At 62.1% G+C, this 21,221-nt stretch carries 13 protein-coding genes; 12 read left to right on the forward strand and 1 reads right to left on the reverse strand.

Going from position 1 to position 21,221, the window contains the following annotated elements:
• The first annotated feature begins 32 nt into the window (after positions 1–32).
• The 12 genes from AB6809_RS22260 to glmS all read left to right on the forward strand — a co-directional run bounded on the left by AB6809_RS22260 (position 33) and on the right by glmS (position 19,636).
• Positions 33–407 (forward strand): DoxX family protein, encoded by a 375-nt coding sequence (locus tag AB6809_RS22260; RefSeq protein WP_371027186.1) that lies wholly within the window; start codon positions 33–35, stop codon positions 405–407.
• Between the two features lie 179 nt (positions 408–586).
• Positions 587–1,690: an IS5 family transposase gene (locus tag AB6809_RS22265; RefSeq protein WP_371027286.1), complete on the forward strand. Its 1,104-nt coding sequence runs from the start codon at positions 587–589 to the stop codon at positions 1,688–1,690.
• A gap of 1,000 nt (positions 1,691–2,690) precedes the next feature.
• Positions 2,691–5,594, forward strand: a complete 2,904-nt coding sequence (locus AB6809_RS22270) for a sugar ABC transporter (protein ID WP_371027187.1) — start codon at positions 2,691–2,693, stop codon at positions 5,592–5,594.
• Positions 5,584–9,585: a tetratricopeptide repeat protein gene (locus AB6809_RS22275; RefSeq protein WP_371027188.1), complete on the forward strand. Its 4,002-nt coding sequence runs from the start codon at positions 5,584–5,586 to the stop codon at positions 9,583–9,585. The genes AB6809_RS22270 and AB6809_RS22275 overlap by 11 nt, the downstream gene beginning before the upstream one ends.
• Before the next feature lie 73 nt (positions 9,586–9,658).
• Complete coding sequence (locus tag AB6809_RS22280) at positions 9,659–10,210, forward strand: penicillin-binding protein activator LpoB (RefSeq protein ID WP_371027189.1); 552 nt, start codon at positions 9,659–9,661, stop codon at positions 10,208–10,210.
• A gap of 64 nt (positions 10,211–10,274) precedes the next feature.
• A complete protein-coding gene (locus AB6809_RS22285) occupies positions 10,275–11,690 on the forward strand; it encodes a PelD GGDEF domain-containing protein (protein ID WP_371027190.1) in 1,416 nt (471 codons plus the stop codon).
• Positions 11,691–11,694: 4 nt separating this feature from the next.
• Positions 11,695–12,741, forward strand: coding sequence for a hypothetical protein (locus tag AB6809_RS22290; RefSeq protein ID WP_371027191.1), 1,047 nt, complete (start codon positions 11,695–11,697; stop codon positions 12,739–12,741).
• A complete protein-coding gene (pelF, locus tag AB6809_RS22295; protein WP_371027192.1) occupies positions 12,738–14,369 on the forward strand; it encodes a GT4 family glycosyltransferase PelF in 1,632 nt (543 codons plus the stop codon). Before AB6809_RS22290 ends, pelF begins: the two co-directional genes overlap by 4 nt.
• Entirely contained in the window at positions 14,369–15,736 is a 1,368-nt protein-coding gene (pelG, locus tag AB6809_RS22300; protein WP_371027193.1) for an exopolysaccharide Pel transporter PelG, read from the forward strand. The genes pelF and pelG overlap by 1 nt, the downstream gene beginning before the upstream one ends.
• A gap of 13 nt (positions 15,737–15,749) precedes the next feature.
• Positions 15,750–16,682 (forward strand): endo alpha-1,4 polygalactosaminidase, encoded by a 933-nt coding sequence (locus tag AB6809_RS22305; protein WP_371027194.1) that lies wholly within the window; start codon positions 15,750–15,752, stop codon positions 16,680–16,682.
• 47 nt (positions 16,683–16,729) lie between these two features.
• Positions 16,730–17,752, forward strand: a complete 1,023-nt coding sequence (gene galE / locus AB6809_RS22310) for a UDP-glucose 4-epimerase GalE (protein ID WP_371027195.1) — start codon at positions 16,730–16,732, stop codon at positions 17,750–17,752.
• Between the two features lie 66 nt (positions 17,753–17,818).
• Positions 17,819–19,636 carry a glutamine--fructose-6-phosphate transaminase (isomerizing) gene (gene glmS / locus AB6809_RS22315; RefSeq protein WP_371027196.1) on the forward strand — a complete coding sequence of 606 codons (1,818 nt, stop codon included), beginning with the start codon at positions 17,819–17,821 and terminating at the stop codon, positions 19,634–19,636.
• A gap of 881 nt (positions 19,637–20,517) precedes the next feature.
• Here the strand turns inward: glmS and AB6809_RS22320 are convergent.
• Positions 20,518–21,036, reverse strand: coding sequence for an EAL domain-containing protein (locus tag AB6809_RS22320; RefSeq protein WP_371027287.1), 519 nt, complete (start codon positions 21,034–21,036; stop codon positions 20,518–20,520).
• Positions 21,037–21,221: the final 185 nt, after the last annotated feature.

Below are 21,221 nucleotides of genomic sequence, written 5' to 3' on the forward strand. Positions count from 1 at the left end.
TCGCGGCGCCCTCATTGCAGAAGGTAGAACGAATGTCCAAGATCTCCTGGCGCCAGATATTATTGCCTTTGGTTCTCGCGGCTTTTTTCGTCGTGGGATCACTCAGCAACATCGTCGCCCCGCGATCCATCTTCGAGGAATACCTGAAGTGGGGATATCCGCACTGGTTCCATTTCGTGACCGGTTCGCTGGAGCTCATGACCGCTGTTCTGCTGGCGCGAGCACGGACGCGGCTGTGGGGCTCGGCGCTCGGCTGCACCGTGATGTTGGCCGCGCTGGCAACCGTGACAGTGCACGGCGAATACGGACATGGGGTGGCGCCGCTTGTCGTCGCAACACTATCGATTGTTGTCGGATGGATTGCCTGGCGTAAACGGCTCGCTGCCGATTCAAAGGCTTTGGCCTAAACCTTGCGCGGTCTTCAAGAGCTTAAAAGCACGCGGGGAGTGCTCCTACCAACCAGTCAGTTTCAAATCCCAGTTAAAACGAAGGTTGACCTAACAGGCTGCGGAAATACCGACGACGGCAAGTCAGCGGATGAGTCGCATGAAACGTTATGCTGAGGAAGCCACTACCCTGAGAAATGATGCGCGGCGCCGACATCTTCACCGAGAGTTTGTTCACGATTCGTAAGCTGGAAGACTTTGTTCCAGCTGACCATCCGCTGCGCGCGATTCGCAAGATGGCCAACGCCGCGTTGTCGAAGATGAACGGCTTGTTTGCCGGCATGTATGAAGCTGACTTCAAAGGCGGCCGGCCGAGCGTAGCGCCGGAGAAATTGCTGCGGGCGATGTTGTTGCAGGTGCTGTACAGCGTGCGCTCCGAGCGGCAGTTGATGGAGCAGGTCCAATATAACCTGCTGTTGCGCTGGTTCATTGGGCTGTCGATGGACGATAGCGTGTGGGTGCCAACTGTGTTCACCAAGAACCGGGAACGGCTGATTAAACATGACGCGGTCATCGAGTTCTTCAATGAGGTGCTGGCCATTGCACAGCAGAAAGACTTGCTATCAGGCGAGCACTTCAGCGTTGACGGTACGCTGATCCAGGCCTGGGCCGGCCATAAGAGCTTTGTGCGCCGTGACGATGACGACCAGGCCAACGGCGATGGGGGCAACTTCAAAGGCGAGAAGCGTAGCAACGACACCCATGAGTCGAAGACCGATGCTGATGCACGGCTCTATCGTAAAGGCGGCACGGCCAGTGAATTGCGCTACATGGGTCGTACCTTGAGCGACAACCGCCACGGTCTGGTGGCCAATGCCGTGGTGACGATCGCTGATGGTTATGCCGAGCGCGAAGCCGCCAGGGCCATGATTAACGATGCCAGACAGGCGCTCGATGACCCGACGCGTGAGATTACGCTCGGAGCTGATAAGGGCTATGACGCCCAGGAGTTCGTGGAAGCCTGTGTGGACATGAAGGTCACGCCGCATGTGGCGCAGAACAAGTCGGGACGCCATTCGGCGGTGCCGGATGCGATTGCCCAAAGCGAGGGCTACGCCGTCTCACAGCAAAAGCGCAAGCTGATCGAGCAGGGATTCGGCTGGGCCAAGACCGTTGGGGGCATGCGTCAGGTGATGGTGCGCGGCCTGAAGAAAGTGGATCAGATGTTTGTGCTGACGATGGCGGCGTACAACCTGGTTCGTATGCGCACCTTGGGACAAATCCGTACTCAGGTGGCGCAATAAGCTAAATCGGGGCTAAAAACGGCATCGACTAGCCACCAGAGACGGGAATCGGGCAATCAATTCCCGGATGGTGGAAAAAGCGACTCCAGCTTCCCCGTCGGGAGGAAAGTCGCTCGTGATTGCTTCGGGTATTTCCGCAGCCTGCTAGGGGTGAATTACGATGAGCGCATGGGGGATTTGCTACGGGTCACCCTTGTTATTAGCGAGCCTTCGCAGCGGCGATTGACCGGCGCTCAACTGGCCAGCAATTCGACAGCAGCATCGGACGGGGGGCAGAATCAGGAAGCGGCGATGACTGCTGTGGTTAGCAAGTGATGGTGCTCTGTCTGGGCGCGGCGTGATCGCCATAGTGATACGGGGACGCTTCGTGAAAGTACGTTGACACCGAGATACAGCGGCGTGAACAGCGTGTAGCGCGCGCAGTTGACTTTCTACGCCGTCCGATATTTACTTTTTCCCTTATGACAATTTGATTTCGGCACGCGGCTGTGCGGCATTCGGCGCGGTGATTGGTCGCGCGCGGGTTCGGATAATTCGCGTTTCGCGAGTTTTTCCGCGCGATACCCGACTTCCCGTAAGAGTCAGCTGCCGTTGCATATTTTCAACAAATAGACCTTTTGGCTTCGCGAATCGTTAATTATTTTCAAACGAATGTGGCTTGCTGGCGATCTTCCGAGGCAGTAAAACGTTTGCGCAAACGTATTGCGATTCCATACGTCGTCTGTTTTATGATGTTCGGCCCACTTTGAATACGCGAAGCGAGTTTTCGGCGAAAAAATATACGTGCGCTTACACAAGAGTGCGACTAGAATGCGCAGCCTGGACGAGGGCTGATGATAAATCCGGTCCAATGAAATGGTGGCCGTAATAGTGCAGCTATCCGAGTTAGTCTGGGAAATCGTTTAAAACGCGGTGTGTCGCGTCGGGGTGTCGGGTGAAAGCCAGGAAAATGCTGCCTTAATCGTCGGTCAGAGAAAGACCAAAAAAGCGAACAAAAAATATGACACCGGGGTTTCAAACGATAATCGAGGGGCAATCGCCGCTTCGCGACGTGCCACATGGGCTGTCGAGGCGGCAGCGCAAACTGTGCAGACGGGTTTATCCGCAACTGGCGATGCGTGCTTTGCAGTGCGCCGTTGTGGCGGCGCTTGCTACGATTTCCATCGGCGGAAACGCTCAGCCCGCGAAAGTGCAAGGCGCACCCCTGCCAGCACAGGCACAGAAAAAAGCGCAAGGCGCACCGCGCGAGGCGCCATCGGTCAATGTCGCATTTTTCGACGGCGCCAACATGCCGGTCTATCTTCTACAGGCTTTCGACGCAGTGGTCGTCGATCCCGCCTACGATTTCAATCCCCCGGAACATGTGCTGCGCCATACCGCATGGCTTGCGCGAACGCATCCCGATGCAAATGCCGGCACAGCCGATGCGTTCGTTGCCCGCCAGATCGAGCCGCTGTGGCAACGCGGTTATCGCGGCTTTCTGCTGGATACACCGGATGCTATTGCCTCCGTCGACGCAATCCACGCTGCGCATCCAGGCGCGCTCCTAATCGCTGGCGGCGCCGACGCGCTGAAGCTCGCCGCGCCGCATGCCAAAGCGCTGTATGCGGTCGTCGGTGCTTCGCTCATTCGCGGCGTGAGCGCCAACGGCGACGGAGACGCCGTCGTCTCGGCGAACGATAGCGCCGCGCGCATTGTCGCCGCTCAAGCGTTCATGCAGCAGACGGGGGTGCCTGTGCTGTCGGTCGAATACTGCGCCGCGGACGACCGTGCATGTGCGCGCAAGACGGCCGCGCAGGTGGTGGCAACGGGCGTGACGCCGTACGTGACCAACGTCAGGCGCAACGTGGTGGGTATCGGCGCAATCGAAGTTCTGCCGCGCAAAGTGCTGATCCTGCAGGACACCGGCGACGACCTGTTGCTCGATGAAACGCCCGGCGTGCGCGATCTGGCGACGCCGCTGAACTATCTCGGCTACGACGTCGAGTACGCGAACGTGAAGGACCCGCTGCCCGATGGCATCACGCTGGACCGTTACGCCGGCGTCGTTGCGTGGCTGCAGGGCACCGGCACGCAGGACAGCGCGGCGTGGCGCAACTGGGTGGATGCTCGCATCGCCTCCCACGTGCCCGTTGCGTTTCTCGGCCAGTTCGGTTTCGATGCGGCCGCCGACGAAGGACCCGCGCTCGACCTGCAAGCGGTGTCAGGTCCATTCACCGACAAGGTGGATGTGGTCTCGCGCGATCGGATGATCGGCTTCGAAGTTGATCCGAAGCTGGGTCCGCGGGATCTGACCGGCGTGCGCGTCGGTGCCGCGAGCCGGCCACTGCTGCGGGTGCAAAGCGGGGATGCTATCGTCGACCCGGTCGCGATCACCCCATGGGGCGGCTTCGCGATGAGCCCATACACGGTCGTGTCGCTCAACGGCATCGACCAGGAACGCTGGGCGATTCAGCCCATTTCGTTTCTCACCGCCGCATTGCGTCTCACGCAGATGCCGTCGCCGAGTGTGACGACGGAAAACGGACGGCGACTTTTCATGTCGCACGTGGACGGCGACGGTTTTGCGTCGCGCGCCGAATTCCCCGGCGCCGACTACTCAGGCGACGCGCTCTATCAGCAGATTTTCACGCGCTACAAAGTGCCCATGACGCTCTCCGTCATCGAGGGGGAAGTCGGCCCCACGGGCCTCTACCCCAAGATTTCGCCGCGTCTGGAGGAGATCGCGCGCAAGATGTTCGCGCTGCCTTATGTCGCGATCGGCACGCATACCTATTCGCATCCGTTTGACTGGGGCAGTGTGGATGCCACGACCGGCCAGCGGGTAGACCGCGGCGGCGGCGATACCGCATTCTCCCTGAACATTCCGAATTACACGTTCGACATCGATCGCGAGGTGACCGGCTCGATCGATTACATCAACACGCGCCTCGCGCCGCCCGGCAAGAAGACGACCATCCTGCAATGGCCGGGCAACTGCAAGCCGCCCGCAATCGTGATTCGCAAGGTGTACGCGGCGGGCGTCGCCAACGTGAACGGCGGCGATACCGTCATTACGAAGAGCGCGAGTAGCTGGACCAACATCGCGCCCATCGGCGTGGATAAGGGGCCGGGCGCCTACCAGGTCTACGCGCCGAATCAGGACGAAAACGTCTATACGAACGACTGGCTCGGCCCGTTCTACGGCTTCACGCGCGTGCTCGAAACCTTCGACATGACGGACAAGCCGTTGCGCTTCAAGCCGATCGATCTGTACTACCACATGTATAGCGGCACGAAAATCGCCTCGCTGCGCGCGCTGGACCAGATATTCACGGCGGTGCTCAAACAGCCCGTGCTGCCGGTGCAGATGACCGACTACACGGAAAAGGTGCTCGACTGGCGTTCATTCGCCGTCGCGCGCGCCGTGCATGGCGACACCGATGCGCGTGCCGGTGCGGGCAACCGCGCGGGCGACGACTGGATCGTGCGCGGCAACGGCGAAGTGCGCGAGCTGCATTGGCCTTCGACGAGCACGCCGGATCTGCGCGCCTCCACCGGCGTCACCGGGTACTCGGCGGGACCGGACGGCATCTACATTCACATCGCGGACGGCGCCGCACGTGTGTCGTTCAACCCCTCGGCTGGCCGCGAAGCGGTTCCGACGTCGGGTGCATGGCCCTACATCACCGAAGCTAATGGTTTCGTGCGCAACTTCAGGCGCGAGCCGAACGGCATGTCCTTCGAATTCGGCGGCTATTACCAGCCGTTCGTCCGCCTGGCCGGTGCGCAGAGCTGCAGCGTCAGCGTGGCCGGACGCCGGGTCGCCACGCGCCGCGAAGGGGATACGGTGCGCTTCGATACGCCGGCGGCCGCAAGTCTGCAGGTGAACTATCAGCCCGTCGAGATTTCCTGTGAGCGCTAAACGTCTTCGTATCGCACCGGCCTGGCTCGTCTATCTGCTGGCGGGCGTCGTTCTGCTCGCGCTGTACGGCGTGTCGCCGCGCGGCGGCTTGCGCCAGCGCGTCGCCTCGGTAGGCGCGCCCAACGAACTGAGCGTCGCCTACCTGGAAGCATGGTCGCGAGTGCGGCCCGACAACGAGGAATTCCTCGCGCTGCTCGGCGCGCAATATTCGTATCTTGGCCGCACCGCCGATACCGAGCGGATCGCCGCGCGCATGGACGCGCTTGGCACCGACGACATGCGGCGCAGCGCTACGATGCTGCGTCTTTCGACGGCGGAACAGCGCACCTTTGCGACTACCGAGGACGATCCGCACCGCGCGGTCGAACTGGCCGGCTTCCGCGCGAAGCTGAAAGCGGCGGCGCACCTGCAATGGGCGCCGAAGGACGTCGAATGGCTTGCGCAGCGCTCGGCTGCCGCCGGCCTGCCCGACCTTGCGATGCAACTCTACGCACGGCTCTCGGCGAACGATCGCGAGGGACGCACGAAATGGGACACGCAAATCACGCGCTATGCGCTTCAGGTCGGCGATTATCGCGCGGCCGCGGACGCATGGTTCCGTCAGCAGGCGGCAGCGCATACGGTCGATGAACAACGCCATTGTTTCGTGGCCGGCATACGCGCGTTGCAAGCGGGCAATCTGCTCGACGATGCGCTCGCCGCGGCGGACGCGCACGCAGGCAAGCTCGTCGACGATCCGGGCACGCTCGTCGTATTGCTGAGCGTTGCGCGCGCAGCGAACCGGCCGGCGGCGGTTGACCGTTACGCGAAAATGTTGGCGCGCTATGCGTCGATAGCACCGCACGACGAGTCGCCGCAAGCGCTGCCTGCTCACACCGCAAGCTACGCGTACATGGACGGCCCCGTCGCGGTGAATAGCGGTTTCCTGCGCGCGAGCCGGCGCGCGGCAGGCGGCGGCGTCGAAGGGCAGGGCGCGGTGCGGGTCGTCCGGGTCTCGACCGCATCGGCCGGATCGGCTGCAACTGCTGCAACTGCTGCAACTGCTGCAACTGCGACGAAAGCCGCGAGCACACCGGCAGCGGCAGCGCCGTCAGCCGCAGCGCTTTCATCCGCAAGGTCCGCTGGTGGCGCGGGCATAGCGGACACCGTGTTCCAGGCGTTCGTCGAATCAGGCGACTTGCCGAACGCACAGAAGATTGCCGCGCAAGAGGTGCAGCGCGACCCGCGCTCAGCGCTGTGGGTCAAGCGGCTCGCCCAGGTGGCCGAATGGAACAGGCACCCGCCGCTCGCGCTCAAGTCCTGGCTCGAATATGCGCAGGTGTCGAACGACCCCGTCGGCTGGCAGAACGTGCTGCGAATCGCACCCATGCTCAACGACGACGAAGCGTATCTGGTCGCGCTGGTTCATCAGGCTCACGCCACACCCGGCGACATGAAGCTGGTGGACAGCGTGATTGCCACCTACGAGCGGCTTGGCCGCCCTGACGACGGTCTGTCCTTCCTCCGCTCGTTGCCGCGCGGCGCAAACGGCGACGCAATCGATCAGCGCATCGGCACGCTTGCCGAACGCGCCGGCCACGACGACCAGGCGCTCGCCATCTACCGGGCAGTCCAGGCGCGCCATCCGGACGACGCGACGGCGGCTCTGCGCACCGCGAGCGTTCTGTATCGGCAAGGCGACTATCGCGCCTCGCTGGCCGCGTTGAAGTCGGCACGCGCGGGCGCAAAAGCCGGTGACGAAATCTTCTGGCGCAACTATGCGGAACTGGCGCGGTTGCTGCAACGCGATGACGACGCCAACGAAGCGTATCGCCGTCTGCTCGCCAACGGTACCGCGACGTCGGAAGATCTGGGCGAAATGACGGACTTCTACGATCCCTATCCGATCGACGCGGGCCGCGTTGCTGAATTGCGTTTTCGGCGCGAGCACACGGCGCGCGCCTTGCGCGACGCGATCTACTACTACCTGGACGCACAGGCGCTGGACCGTATCGCCACACTGCTGGACGGCCTCACGCCGCAGGAGCGTGTGACAGCGGAGTCGTCGCCCGCGCTGCTCGGCGTGCGCGCCGAATACTACCGGCTCGTGGGGCAGCCGCAAAACGCACTCGCCGATCTTAAGCGGGCGGTCGATCTTCCGGGCGCGGGCTCCGACGTGAGCGCGGCGTATCTATGGACGCTGGTCGACTACGGCAGCGACGCCGATCTGCGGGCGGCGCTGAAGCGCTGGCGCGGCAGCGCCGCTCAGAGTTCCGCGTTGTGGGGACCGTTCGCCGCAGCCGAAATGCGCCTGAATCGTCCCGTCGCGGCGCTTGAGTATCTGCGCCGTCAAACCGGCGTGATGTCACGCGATCCACTGTGGCTGCTTACCTATGCCGACGCGCAGGAACAGTCGGGCCATGCGGGACTTGCGTGGACGATCCGCAAGAAAGTGTGGCTGCAACTTCAGGACGAACAGGCCAAGCTCGCGACGCCGCGCAATGCCCAACGCGCGTCGATGCGCGGGCGCACGTTGCAGGACGCAGAAACAGTGGCCGATCTGCGTGGCCGGCGCGTCACGTTGTCCACCGAGTTCGCAACGGGCGACACGTCGGCTGCGCTGCTCGACGGGCTGATGTCGAATCATGCGACGCCCGCCGACACGGCACAAACGCGGCGCACGCTGATCGGCGCGGTGAAGGGCCTGCCTGGCGGCGCGCCGATGCAGGGCGCGGATTTGCCGCAAAACGCACGCGTGCGGGGCGCGGTCGCAAAAGACGTGGCGATTGCGTGGGCACTGTCGCACGAAAGCAATCCGCTGGCGAAGCGCTGGCTCGCGCAGCAATACGCCGAGCGCCTGTCGCGGCCCGCCGACGCGCGTCTGACAATCGCCCTCGCCGAAAACGACGTGCCCGAGATGACGCGCCTGCTCGACGAGGAGCGTTCGCGACTGCCCGTCTACGACCGCATCGATGCAACGATTGCCGTGGACAAGCCGGACCGCGCCCAAGAGCTGGCATTCGACGCGCTTGGCGGCGCGCCGGAAGATACCGAACTGCATACCCGCGTGACCGAGACGGCGCTCGACTGGCCGCAATCGATAGACGCGAGCGTCACCAACTACGTCGAACATCCGCTCGACTATGTGGAGACGACGCTTGCCGGCAGCCGCAAGATCGCCGAGCGATATCTCGTCGGCGTGACGGCGGTCCAGCATTTCCAGCATTCGACCGACATCACGCAACTGGTCAACGTCCCCTCGGTTGACCGCTGGCTCAACATCTATGGCGAGCGGCGCACGCGTGACACGTCGCTCACGGTCACGGGCGGCCGGCGCATTGCATCCACCTCGTTTTACACGCTCGATCTGGCAGGCGAACTGGGCCGCAATTCGCCCCTCACGCTCGGCCTGCGCGCCGGCCGCAATCAGGTCGCGGACGAAACGCAATCGCTGCTGGTGGGCGGGATGAAGGACAACGTGATCGGCGATTTCACCTATCGCATGACGCAGCACATAACGTTCTCGGGCAGCGTGGAGGCGGATCGTTTCTATAGCCAGGCCCGCACGTATCTGGGCAGCGGGGTGCTGTCGACGGGCGAGGTCAGTTACCGGATCCGCACGCAATATCCGGACTACACGCTGCGCGCGCTGATTACGCACGGCGGCTACGGCGCGAGCGGGCAGGCCGACCCGCTGATCTCGCGGCTGTTGCCCGTGGCATTGCAACCGGCGACTCCGCGCGACTTCATGCCGGACACCTACACGCAATACGGTTTCTTTTTCGGCGCGGGCAACGATCTGCTCGAACAGTACACGCACCGCTGGCGTCCTTTCTTCGACGTCGGTCTGCTGCACGATTCGATTCAGGGCTGGGGGCCGCAATTCAGCGCGGGCATTGCAGGGACGGTGTTGGGCAACGACCATCTCGCCGTGTTTCTGCAACACCAGCGCGTGTCGAAAATCGGCACGCCGGTCACGGTACTGGGCGCGCGCTACAGCTGGTACTACTGATTACTGATCCGTTCTACCGATACTGCGGGCTAGCGCGCCCGCGACAAAAACAACCTTACTGAGGAGTGGTTCGATGAACAGCATGAATAGAGGGTTCGGCCTCGTCAAATGGTCCGCGCTGGTCGCGGTGTCGGCGCTGTTGCTGGGCGCCTGCGGTTCGATCCGTCAAAGCGGATCGCCGGCGCTTGCCGCTAAGGACCCGGTGGCGATCGTGTCGATGGCGAACTTCACCGAGACGCCCGCGGCCGGCAGCAGCGCCGCGGCGATCGCGGCGAATACGCTGCGGGCCAACGGTCTGACCGACGTGCGGATCGCGCCGGTCGATCCTTCCGCGAACGTGATGTTCGATACCGCGCAGCGCGATCTGGGCGAGAAAAAGCTCGCATGGGCCCGCGAGCAGCACGTGAAATACGTGCTGACCGGCGCAGTGGAAGAGTGGCGCTACAAGGTCGGCGTGGACGGCGAGCCGGTGGCGGGCGTCACGTTCGAGTTGATCGACGTCGCGTCGGGCCAGGTCGTGTGGAGCGCCACGGGGTCGAAAAGCGGCTGGACGCGTTCGAGCCTGTCGAGCGTTGCATCGTCGCTGATCGGCAGCCTGTTGTCGCCGCTGCGCGTACGCGGTTGATGGTCGCGCCGCCTGGCGCACGCATGCTGTCATCTGTATCCCGACACATCATGAGGAGTCGGCTGTGAATACCGTCACCGCGCAATCCGCCACCAGTGCGGCGAAGCCGCGTCACTCGAATCCGTTCGGAAATCTGGGCGCGCTGCGGCGCTTCGTTGCACCCGCGGTGACGCGGCCGTTTTCCGTTGTCGAGACGATCGTCTTCGTCGCGGTCATCGGCGCGCTGTGCTGGACATTCGACCGCAACGATCCGTTTCTGCTGCACGCGGGTTTTCCGTGGCTGTGGTTCGCGCCGCTGATCGTCGCGCTGCGCTATGGCACGCTGCTCGGCCTGCTGGCCTGTGCGATGCTGATCGGCGCATGGCAGGTACTGATGCACGGCAGCGCCGAAGCCTGGCCGACGCTGTTTTTCACCGGCGGCCTGTTGCAAACGATCGTCGCGGGGCATTTCGGCGATACGTGGGGCAACCGCGCGCAACGCGCGAACACGTTGAACGACTATCTCAATGACCGGCTCGTCGCCATCACGAATAGCCATTACCTGATGCGCCTGTCGCACGAGCGGCTCGAGAAGGATCTGCTGTCGAGACCCACGACGCTGCGCGATTCGATTACGGAACTGCGCCGTCTGTCGGTCGTGCACGGCCTGGATCAGGCGCCGGCCGCGCCGGATCAAAGCGACCAGGCAGGCATGCCAGGCGCGCATGCGCTGCTCGAATTCGTCGCCCAGGCATGTCAGATCGAAGTGGCCGGGCTCTATCCGGTGCACGGCGGCAAGATTGCAGGGCAAGCGCTCGCTCGTATCGGCGACGCGTTCGATCTCGATCCGCACGACGAACTCGTCGCACGCGCGCTCGACACCCACGCGGTCGCCCATCTGAGGAGCGACGGGCAGCCCGTCACCAGCTCGGCTTTGCTGGTGTGCGCGCCGGTGATTTCGGCGGATGGCCGGCTACTCGCCGTGCTGGCGATCAGGCGGATGCCGTTCCTGTCGCTGAATTTCGACAATCTGCAACTGCTGCTCGTATTGCTCGGCTATTACGCGGACGGCGTCGAGCATTCTGAGCAGGTGCAAAAAATCCTGCGTTCGGTGCCAGACTGTCCATACGAATTCGCGCTCGACGTCAGCCGCCTCACGCGCCTCGAACGGGCGGCAGGCGTTACATCGTCGCTGGTCGCGCTGGTATTCCCGCACGACGATGAAGGCGATTCGTTCTTCGAACACGTGATGCGCCGCCGCCGCGCGCTCGATCTGATGTGGCCGGTCAAGTCAGCGGGGCAGTCGGTGCTGATCAACCTGATGCCCGTGACGGATGCCACGGGCGTGGACGGTTACCTCGCGCGGATCGAAAGCAGCCTGCGCGCGCAGTTCAATCTCGATCTGGAAGGCGCGCGCATCGGCGTGCATACGCTGCATCTTGGCGGCGACCCCGGCCCGGCGCTCAAGCGTCTTCTCGTGCGTAGCGGCATCGAGGTCTGACGCCATGTCCGTAAAGACCAACCGCCGCGCCTCGTCCACGCATCGTGCTATCGCAGCAGCGGCCGCCGCTGTCGGCCTCGTGCTCGGGGGCATCGTGCAGTACGCGCTGATCTGGCGCATCGCGGGGACACAGACAGGTTTCGATCCGCTGTTGCCGGTCGTCGCCATCAATCTGGTCGGCGCGGCCTTGCAGGCGCTGTTTTGCCGCGCGCTTCTGCCGTTGCACTATCGTGAGCCGCGCGGCTGGAGTTTGCTGCTGTTGTGGCTGGCATGCACGTTCGTGCCGCTCTTCGGCGCGCTTGTCGTGCTCGCGAGCTGTCTGTGGGCCGCGTGGTCGCCGCGTGCGAATAGCGGCGACCCAATGGACGACGTCCCGGCGCCCGAGTTCGTTACTTATCTGATGTCGCGTGTGTCGCATGGCGGCGGCGCACGTTTGCAGGCGCGTATCGTCAACACGCAGGTCAACGCGACCGACCGGCTGTCCGCACTCGTCGCCATTCAGTCCATGCCGACGCGCACCACGGGCACTCTGCTGCGCGAACTGCTTGCAGACCCCGTGGAAGACGTGCGGCTGATCGCTTACGGAACGCTCGATCAGGCGGAGAACGAAGTCACGCAGCGCATCCTGCAGAGCGAGCAAAGCCTCGAGACGGCCACGACCGATGCGCAACGTCGCGCGATCAATCGTCAGCTAGCCGAGCTGTATTCCGAATTGATCTATCAGAACCTCGTGCAGGGCGCGGTCTACCGGCATACGCTCGAGCAGGCCGACCGCCATGCCTGCGCCGCGCTCGAAATCGACGACGGCGACGCCGCCCTGTGGATGATCCGCGGCCGGCTTTCGCTTGCCAACGGCGCGGCGGACGAAGCCGCCGCACACATGGCGCGTGCGCAGGCGCTCGGCTTTCCTCGCGAGCGTCTCGTCCCATGGCTTGCCGAAGTTGAATATCTGCGCGGCGATTTTGCGCGCGTGTCCGAACTGCTGGCGTCGCTCGGCAATGCCGCGACGCTGCCCATGCTCAAACCTGTCGCGCGTTACTGGTCAACATGAAACCTTCACTGCTGCGCCGCGCCGCGCAAGCCGATGTCTGCCTGCTGCTGGAAGGCACGTTCCCGTATGTGCGCGGCGGCGTGTCAAGCTGGGTCAACGAAATGATCCGCTCTTATCCCGAACTGCAGTTCTCCATCGTATTCGTGGGTAGCCGCGAAGATGATTACGAAGGCGCCGCGTATGCGCTGCCGGATAACGTCGTGCATTTCGAGGCGCACTATCTGTACGAGGCCGCGCCTGCGGATGCGCAGCTGGCGCGTGAGATTCCGGGCGACGCGGAAGCGTTCGCCCGCTCCGCGGCCTTGCACGACGCATGGCGCAATCGTGGCGCCGCGGACGCGGGTGTGCTGATGGCCGACATGGTGCAACTGATCGGCGACAACGCGCCGCTGAGCGAGGAGCAGTTCCTGTCGAGCCGTGCCGCATGGGACTTTATCGTCGACCAGTACAACCGGTATTGCACGGACCCGTCGTTTACCGATTACTTCTGGACCGTGCGGATCATGCACAAGCCGCTGTGGCAACTGGCGCGCGTGGCGCAGCAGTTGCCGCCGGCGAGGGTCTATCACACAGTGTCCACCGGTTATGCGGGCTTTCTCGGCGCACTCGCCCACTACCGGACGGGGCGGCCGCTGCTCGTGTCCGAACACGGCATCTATACCAAGGAACGCAAGATCGATCTGCTGCAAAGCCAGTGGATTCGCGACAACCGCGGTGCGTTCGAGCGCGACATTTCCCGGATCAGCTATTTCCGCGAGCTGTGGGTGCGCTTCTTTGAAGCGCTGGGCAAGCTCGCGTACGACGCCGCTGACGACATCGTCGCGCTGTACGAGACCAATCGCCAGCGGCAGATCGCCGACGGCGCACAGGCATCGCGCACGCGCAACATTCCGAACGGCGTCGACGTCGATGCGTTCGCGCCGCTCATCGAAAAGCGCGCCGTGCGTGCGCGCAACGTGGTCGCGCTGATTGGCCGCGTGGTGCCGATCAAGGACATCAAGACTTTCATCCGGGCGCTGTTCATCGCGTCGCGAAGCATGCCGGACATCGAGGGCTGGATTGTCGGTCCGGAGGAGGAAGACCCGTCGTACGCACTGGAATGTCATGCACTCGTGCAAAGCCTCGGGCTTGCGAAAAACGTGAAGTTTCTCGGCTTCCGGCGCGTCGATGAGATCTTGCCGCAAGTGGATGTGATAGCGCTGAGTTCGATCAGCGAGGCATTGCCGCTCGTCGTACTCGAAGGCTTCGCAGCGGGCGTGCCCGCGATCACGACCGACGTCGGCTCATGCCGCCAGCTGATTGAAGGCTCCGGCGACGAAGACGCCGCGCTGGGTTTCGCGGGCAGTGTCGTGCCGATCGCCAATCCGGCCGCGTTCGCGCAGGCCGTGCTCGAACTGCTCGGCGACGAGCCGCGCTGGCTAGCCGCGCAGCAAGCCGGCATTGCACGCGTGCGCCGCTTCTATACGAAGAAACAGATGATTGAACAATACCGCGTGCTGTACCAGCGCCTGACGGCGGCGCCCACCCGGGCTGGCGATGCCGACGGCCAGGCCGCGGCCCGCGGCGGCTGTCCGGTGCACCATGGCGCCGTTGCAGGCACGCCGGCTCAATCGCAAGGAGTGAACTGATGGCGGGCATCGGTTTCGAGCTTCGCAAGATACTGAAACACCAGACGCTGACCGGCGTTGCGCGCGCCTATGCGTACGCCGGACTCATCAGCTCGGGCCCGCTTATCCTGTCGATATTCGGTATCCTGATCATTGGTCTTTTGAGCCTGGCGTTTGTGATACCCAAGTATGCGATCGTGCAGTTCCAGGTCTCGGTGACGTATCTGATCGCATGCAGCCTGATCCTGACCGGGCCTTTGCAACTATCGTTCACGCGGTTTATTTCAGACCGTCTGTTCGAAAAGCGCGACGACCTCGTGCTTTCCAACTATAACGGCGTCGTCCTGGTATCCACGTCGGTCGCCGGCCTGCTCGGCGTGATCGCGGTCACGTTCGGTTTTCGCGGCGAGCCGCTGATCTACCGGCTTCTGATGGTGGCGGGCCTCGTCGTTGTCAGCAATATCTGGATCGCGGTGATTTTCCTGTCGAGCGTGAAGCAGTACCGGCAAATCCTGTATGTATTTGCGCTTGGCTACGGTTGCACGGTGGCGTTCGCACTCATGCTCAATCGTCATGGACTGTCTGGTCTGCTCGGTGGTTTCGTCGCGGGGCATGTCGTGCTGCTCGCTGGTCTGTCCGGGCTTATCTACCGCAACTACCGCAGCGCGCGCTTTATTTCGTTCGAGGTGATGGAAAAACGCTTTGCGTATCCGAGCCTCGCGCTGGTGGGATTGCTGTTCAACCTGGGTGTGTGGATCGACAAGTTCATGTTCTGGTATGCGCCAGAGACGGGCGCGCAGGTGATCGGACGGCTGCATGCGTCGGTGATCTACGACATTCCCGTGTTCATTGCATACGTATGCGTGATGCCCGGCATGGCGACCTTTCTCGTACGTATCGAGGCGGACTTCGTCGAATACTATGACCGTTTCTACGATGCGGTGCGCAGCGGCGCCACCCTGCGCCACATCAACGACATGCGCGACATGATGGTCAGCAGCGTCCGGGCAGGGCTGTACGAGATCGTGAAGATCCAGGCGGTCGTGCTGCTGATGATTCTCGCCTTCGGGCATCTCGTGCTCGAAGCACTGGGCATCTCGACCTTGTACATGCCGCTTCTGATCGTGGACGTGATCTCGGCCAGCCTGCAAGTGCTACTGCTAGGTTTGCTGAACGTGTTTTTCTATCTGGACGGGCGACGCTCCGTGCTCAAGCTCACGGCTGGCTTCGTCGTGCTCAACGGTCTGTTCACCGCCATCACGCTTAAACTCGGCCCGGATCTTTATGGCTACGGATTCGCGCTGGCGCTGCTGGTCGTGGTGGTGATCTCCGTTATCACGCTCGACCGGAAATTCAATTCGCTAGAATACGAAACTTACATGCTGTGAGAATGAGTCGCGGGTGAGCACCAGCAAGATGAAAGAGCAATCGGGTTTGATCGGGCAGGTTCAGGACTGGCGTGTTGCGCTTCGCGCGCTGCTGCGTCTCATCGGCAGATTTGCGCGCATGATGACGCTGGGCGCGATGGCCTCGGTCTGCCATGCGCAGGGAGCGGCCGAGGGGCCCCGGGGGCCTTCGGTTGCGCTTTACTATGGGGTGAATCCTCCCGTCGAAGATCTGGCCTCGTTCGACGTGGTGGTGCTGGATGCCGATGCGCAGTTCAATCCGCGGGCGCACGCGAAGCAGCATGCCGCCTGGTTCGCCTATGTCAGCGTGGGCGAGGTGAATGCCGAGCGCGCCTATTACAGCCAGATACCGCCCGCCTGGATGCGCGGCGTCAACGAGGCATGGGCTTCGCAGGTGATCGATCAGACGGTGACCGAATGGCCCGCATTTTTCGTGGATGAAGTCATCACGCCGCTGTGGAAAAAGGGCTACCGGGGCTTTTTCCTCGACACGCTCGATTCCTATCAACTCATTGCCAGAACGCCCGAGGCGCGTGCGGCCCAGGAAGCGGGGCTCGTCCGGGTCATACGCGCGATCAAGGCCCGTTATCCGAAAGCCAGGCTGATCTTCAACCGGGGTTTCGAAGTGCTGCCGCAGGTTCATGAGCTCGCCTACATGGTCGCCTTCGAATCCTTGTATCGCGGTTGGGACGCGGGCAAGCAGCGTTATGTCGAAGTGCCGCAAAGCGACCGTGACTGGCTGCTCAACCAGGCGGCGTTGATCCGCGACAGGTACAGACTGCCGGTGCTCGCAATCGACTATTGCGATCCCGCCGACGAAGCCTGTCGAACCGGCGCCGCTTCACGCATCGGCCAGGCCGGGATCGTGCCGTACGTCACCGATGGCGCGCTTGCGGGCGTGGGCCTCGGGTCGGCACGCCAACATTGAGCGAGTCCCACGACTTACACTGCACAAACAGGAAAAAGGATTGACGAATGACGATAAGAGGCACAATCCTGGTCACCGGCGGTGCCGGTTTTATTGGCTCGCACACCTGCGTCGAGTTGTTGAATTACGGCTACGACGTCGTCGTGGTCGACAATCTGGTCAACAGTAACCGCGCGTCGCTAACGCGCGTCGATCAGATCACCGGCAGGCGCGTGATGTTTTACGAAGCCGATTCGCGCGATGAGCGCGCGTTGCGACGCGTCTTCGACTGGCATCCCATTACAGGAGCGATTCACTTTGCCGCGTTGAAGGCGGTGGGGGAATCGGTCACAAGGCCGATCGAGTACTACGACAACAACATCGGCAGTCTGCTCGCGCTGCTCTCGGTCATGCGCGAGCGCAGTGTAAAACAGTTGGTGTTTAGTTCGTCCGCGACGGTCTACGGCGTGCCGAAGACGTCGCCGATCGACGAATCGTTTCCCCTGTCGGCAACCAACCCCTATGGCCAGACCAAGCTGATCGCCGAGCAGGTGCTGCGCGACCTGGAAGCATCCGATCCGTCATGGCGCATTGCCACCTTGCGTTACTTTAATCCGGTCGGTGCGCACGAAAGCGGTTTGATCGGCGAAGACCCGGGCGGTATTCCCAGCAACCTGATGCCGTACGTAGCCCAGGTGGCGATCGGAAAGCTCGAAAAACTGCGCGTATTCGGCGGCGACTATGACACGCCGGACGGCACCGGTGTGCGTGATTACATTCATGTGGTCGATCTCGCGCGCGGACATCTCGCTGCGCTTGACGCGCTCGCGCGGCGCGATACGGGCTTCGTCGTGAATCTCGGTACTGGACGAGGTTATGGTGTGCTGGATGTTGTGCGCGCATTCGAAAAGGCATCGGGCAAGCGGGTCCCTTATGAAATCGTGGGGCGCCGTCCTGGCGACGTCGCGTGCTGCTTTGCGAACCCTGCCGCGGCGGACAGGCTTCTCGGCTGGCGCGCCCAATACGGCATTGAACGCATGTGCGCAGATCACTGGCGCTGGCAGTCGGGCAATCCGACTGGTTACGCGTGACGGACAGTCCGAACCCGAAGGCACGCTGGCCTCTACGGACACATTATCTATTAGGAAAGCAAAATTATGTGCGGCATAGTCGGCGCGGTTGCGCAACGTAACATCGTCCCCGTTCTTTTGGAAGGACTGCGTCGCCTGGAATATCGGGGCTACGATTCGTGCGGCGTCGCCCTGCTGACTCCCGCGGGTTTGCGCCGGGCGCGTAGCACGGCGCGCGTCTCCGATCTCGATGCGCAGGTCCGCGATACACACGTCGAGGGGCGTACCGGCATCGCGCATACACGGTGGGCCACGCACGGCGCGCCGGTGACGGACAACGCGCATCCAATCTTTTCCAGGGACGAGTTAGCGCTGGTGCACAACGGCATCATCGAAAACTATGAGTCACTGCGCGAGATGCTGCGTGATAAGGGCTATGTTTTCGTCTCGCAAACCGACACGGAAGTGGTCGCGCACCTCGTGCATAGCCTCTATCGCGGCGACCTCTTCGCGGCAGTCCGTGAAGCTGTGGGGCAACTGGACGGCGCGTATGCGATCGCGGTTGAACACAAGGACCATCCAAATTCAGTGGTGGGTGCGCGGCAAGGTTCACCACTGGTCGTCGGCCTGGGAGAGGGCGAGAATTTCCTTGCATCCGATGCGCTCGCGTTGGCCGGAGAAACGGAGCGCTTCATTTTCCTGGAAGAGGGCGACGTGTGCGAGTTGACACTTGAGCGGGTGCGGGTCGTCGGCCGCGACGGCGCAGACGTGCAGCGCGAGATACGCACCGTGGCCGCGTACGGAGGCGGCGCCGAACTTGGGCCGTATCGACACTTCATGCACAAGGAAATCTTCGAGCAGCCGCAGGCGATTGGCGATACGGTGCCACACGGCGAAACGCTCGATGCTTCCCTTTTCGGCGAAGAGGCTGCCGCGGTGTTTGCGGACATCGACAGCGTGCTGGTACTGGCTTGCGGCACGAGCTACTACTCAGGGCTGACAGCCAGGTATTGGCTCGAATCCGTCGCAAAGATTCCGACGCAAGTGGAAATTGCCAGCGAGTACCGCTACCGCGACTCAGTGCCAAATCCAAGGACACTGGTGGTTGTGATCTCGCAGTCCGGCGAAACTGCCGATACGCTCGCCGCGCTCAAGCACGCGCAGGCGCAGGGGCATCAGCACACACTGTCTATCTGCAACGTCGCGACAAGTGCGATGGTGCGGTTGACCTCACTCTCGTTTCATACGCATGCGGGCCGTGAAATTGGCGTTGCGTCGACCAAGGCATTTACCACGCAACTGGTCGGGCTGTTTATCCTCGCCGTCACTTTGGGGGCGGTTCGTGGGGTACTGGATGCAACCCGACAGGCTGGCTACTTGCGCGAGCTGCGTCATTTGCCGGCGGCGTTGAACGCGGTTCTTGCGCTGGAGCCGCAAATTATCGCTTTGTCCGAGAGGTTCTCCGGGAAACACAGCGCATTGTTTCTTGGGCGAGGCTCGCACTATCCGATTGCACTCGAGGGCGCGCTAAAGCTGAAGGAGATCTCGTATATTCATGCAGAAGCGTATCCGGCCGGCGAGCTTAAGCACGGACCATTGGCGCTAGTGACAGATGCAATGCCGGTCGTCACCGTTGCACCCAACGATGCACTGCTCGAGAAGCTCAAGTCGAATCTTCAGGAGGTGAAAGCAAGGGGTGGTGAACTGTATGTATTCGCCGACGCGGACACCCGCATCGATAGCGAACCAGGCATTCATGTTATCCGCATGCCGGAGCACTATGGCGTGTTGTCGCCCATCTTGCATGTGGTGCCGCTTCAGTTGCTCGCATATCACACCGCATTGGCACGGGGAACCGATGTCGATAAGCCTCGCAATCTCGCCAAATCGGTTACGGTGGAATGAAGCCCGGCGTGCAGCAGGACGCGGGAAAGGTCAGGGGCCAGTTCAGGTGCTGTTGCCGGCAATTTGTGACTGTCTACATGCTCGCGGTGGCTGTCGTGTTCATGCACGTCTTTCAGAAATTCACGAATCTCCGATTATAATTCTCGGTGCCGGTCAGCAAACACGGCCGCGTTGATGGACAAAAAAATAACCACGCACGACAAAGGGGCGGCCCTATTGGGTCAGCACTAAGCGCTATGGACGCATCCAAAAAATCATACGGGGAAGCGGTTCGGGAATTCGAAAGCGGAAAGCGTCGCGACGAGATCTGGGGTAGTGCGTTCGTCCGCGCTGGCGGCAACACACAAGAAGCCTCCGCGATCTATGTGGAACTACTCGCGGAGCATCTATGCCACGGGAGTTTAGAAAGAGGCTCAACAAACCGCAGCGGTAGGGGGTGGACGGCGCTTGAAATATTTCTATGGCTCGCGACATCCTTCTCATGCGGCGGCGCATGTACCGCAATTACGCGAATTTTTCTGCTGGGAAGTGGCAGCAGCGCCCTCATGGAGGCCATGTTGTCACTTGGAGTGTTCTGGACTTCTTTCGCCGTCTGTGCGGTTATTACATGGCGGCGAACTAATGCGAAACGCTGACAGCACGGTTAGTCCTAAATTTTCGCTTACGCGCGCGAGAATACCCTCGCGTTGCGGACTACCGTTGAGATCTCCATTTTTCCGCAAGTGACGGTCTTGATCCGTGTTAGAACGATGTTGGCTCTTGTTGGCTGCGGGCATTGTGAGCCGGGCCGGCGTTGGTCACGGCGGCTCGAATATGCCCGCGACAGCGGTTCCTGCGGGGAGCGCACATCAGATTCGATCGCCGGGATCAGTTCATTTATGTCAGCCGCCGGCACAGGTCGGCCGTAAAGGTAGCCTTGAATCTCGTCGCAACCTTTGATTCAAGCGGAAATCGCGTTTGCCAAGAGTCTCGACGCCTTCAGCCTCGACTTTCATCGCAAGAGTATGTCGACGCCCGAGGATCCCCTTTGCTATCGCTTCCTCCTCCGTGGAATGGCCGATACCACGGATGAAGGATATCTCGATTTTCAGCGTATTCGCCGTGAAACGGCGGAAGTAGGCGAGGCTCGAATTGCCGACGCCGAAATCGTCAATAGCCACAGCGATGCGCAGTGCGCGAATACCATGAAGGAACGGGAGCGTTGTCTGTTCCATGAGCCCGCTCTCCGCGATCGCTATTCCCAGCAGCCAGCGAGATAGCCCGGTATGCTTGACCGACCGCGCTATGATGGCCGGCGACTCGGTGCGTGAAAACCGCACTGGCGAAACGTTCAGCGAGACACAGATATCGGGCCACACAGGGGAGATCCGGCGGGCGTCCATGCAAGCTTGGTCAATAATCTACTCACCGATCGGCACAATGAGACCGCTCTCTTCGACCTGGCGAATGAACTCCGGCGTCGTAGTCACCGCGACCAATGCGAACCTCAGAAAGAAGAGACCCATAAAGTGATCAGTGCCGTCACTCCTGATGCGGAGATCCTCCAGCCGTATCAGGCGTGATGATTTTGTGCGCCGGTTCATGC

Origin of the sequence: Paraburkholderia sp. RCC_158, from assembly GCF_041355255.1 — a bacterium.
Classification (GTDB): domain Bacteria; phylum Pseudomonadota; class Gammaproteobacteria; order Burkholderiales; family Burkholderiaceae; genus Paraburkholderia; species Paraburkholderia graminis.

Bases quoted from the DNA above. Each gene is read 5' to 3' on its own strand.
- AB6809_RS22260 (WP_371027186.1), top strand. From the start codon at position 33: ATGTCCAAGATCTCCTGGCGCCAGATATTATTGCCTTTGGTTCTCGCG.
- AB6809_RS22265 (WP_371027286.1), top strand. From the start codon at position 587: ATGCGCGGCGCCGACATCTTCACCGAGAGTTTGTTCACGATTCGTAAG.
- AB6809_RS22270 (WP_371027187.1), top strand. From the start codon at position 2,691: ATGACACCGGGGTTTCAAACGATAATCGAGGGGCAATCGCCGCTTCGC.
- AB6809_RS22280 (WP_371027189.1), top strand. From the start codon at position 9,659: ATGAACAGCATGAATAGAGGGTTCGGCCTCGTCAAATGGTCCGCGCTG.
- AB6809_RS22290 (WP_371027191.1), top strand. From the start codon at position 11,695: ATGTCCGTAAAGACCAACCGCCGCGCCTCGTCCACGCATCGTGCTATC.
- pelF (WP_371027192.1), top strand. From the start codon at position 12,738: ATGAAACCTTCACTGCTGCGCCGCGCCGCGCAAGCCGATGTCTGCCTG.
- pelG (WP_371027193.1), top strand. From the start codon at position 14,369: ATGGCGGGCATCGGTTTCGAGCTTCGCAAGATACTGAAACACCAGACG.
- galE (WP_371027195.1), top strand. From the start codon at position 16,730: ATGACGATAAGAGGCACAATCCTGGTCACCGGCGGTGCCGGTTTTATT.
- glmS (WP_371027196.1), top strand. From the start codon at position 17,819: ATGTGCGGCATAGTCGGCGCGGTTGCGCAACGTAACATCGTCCCCGTT.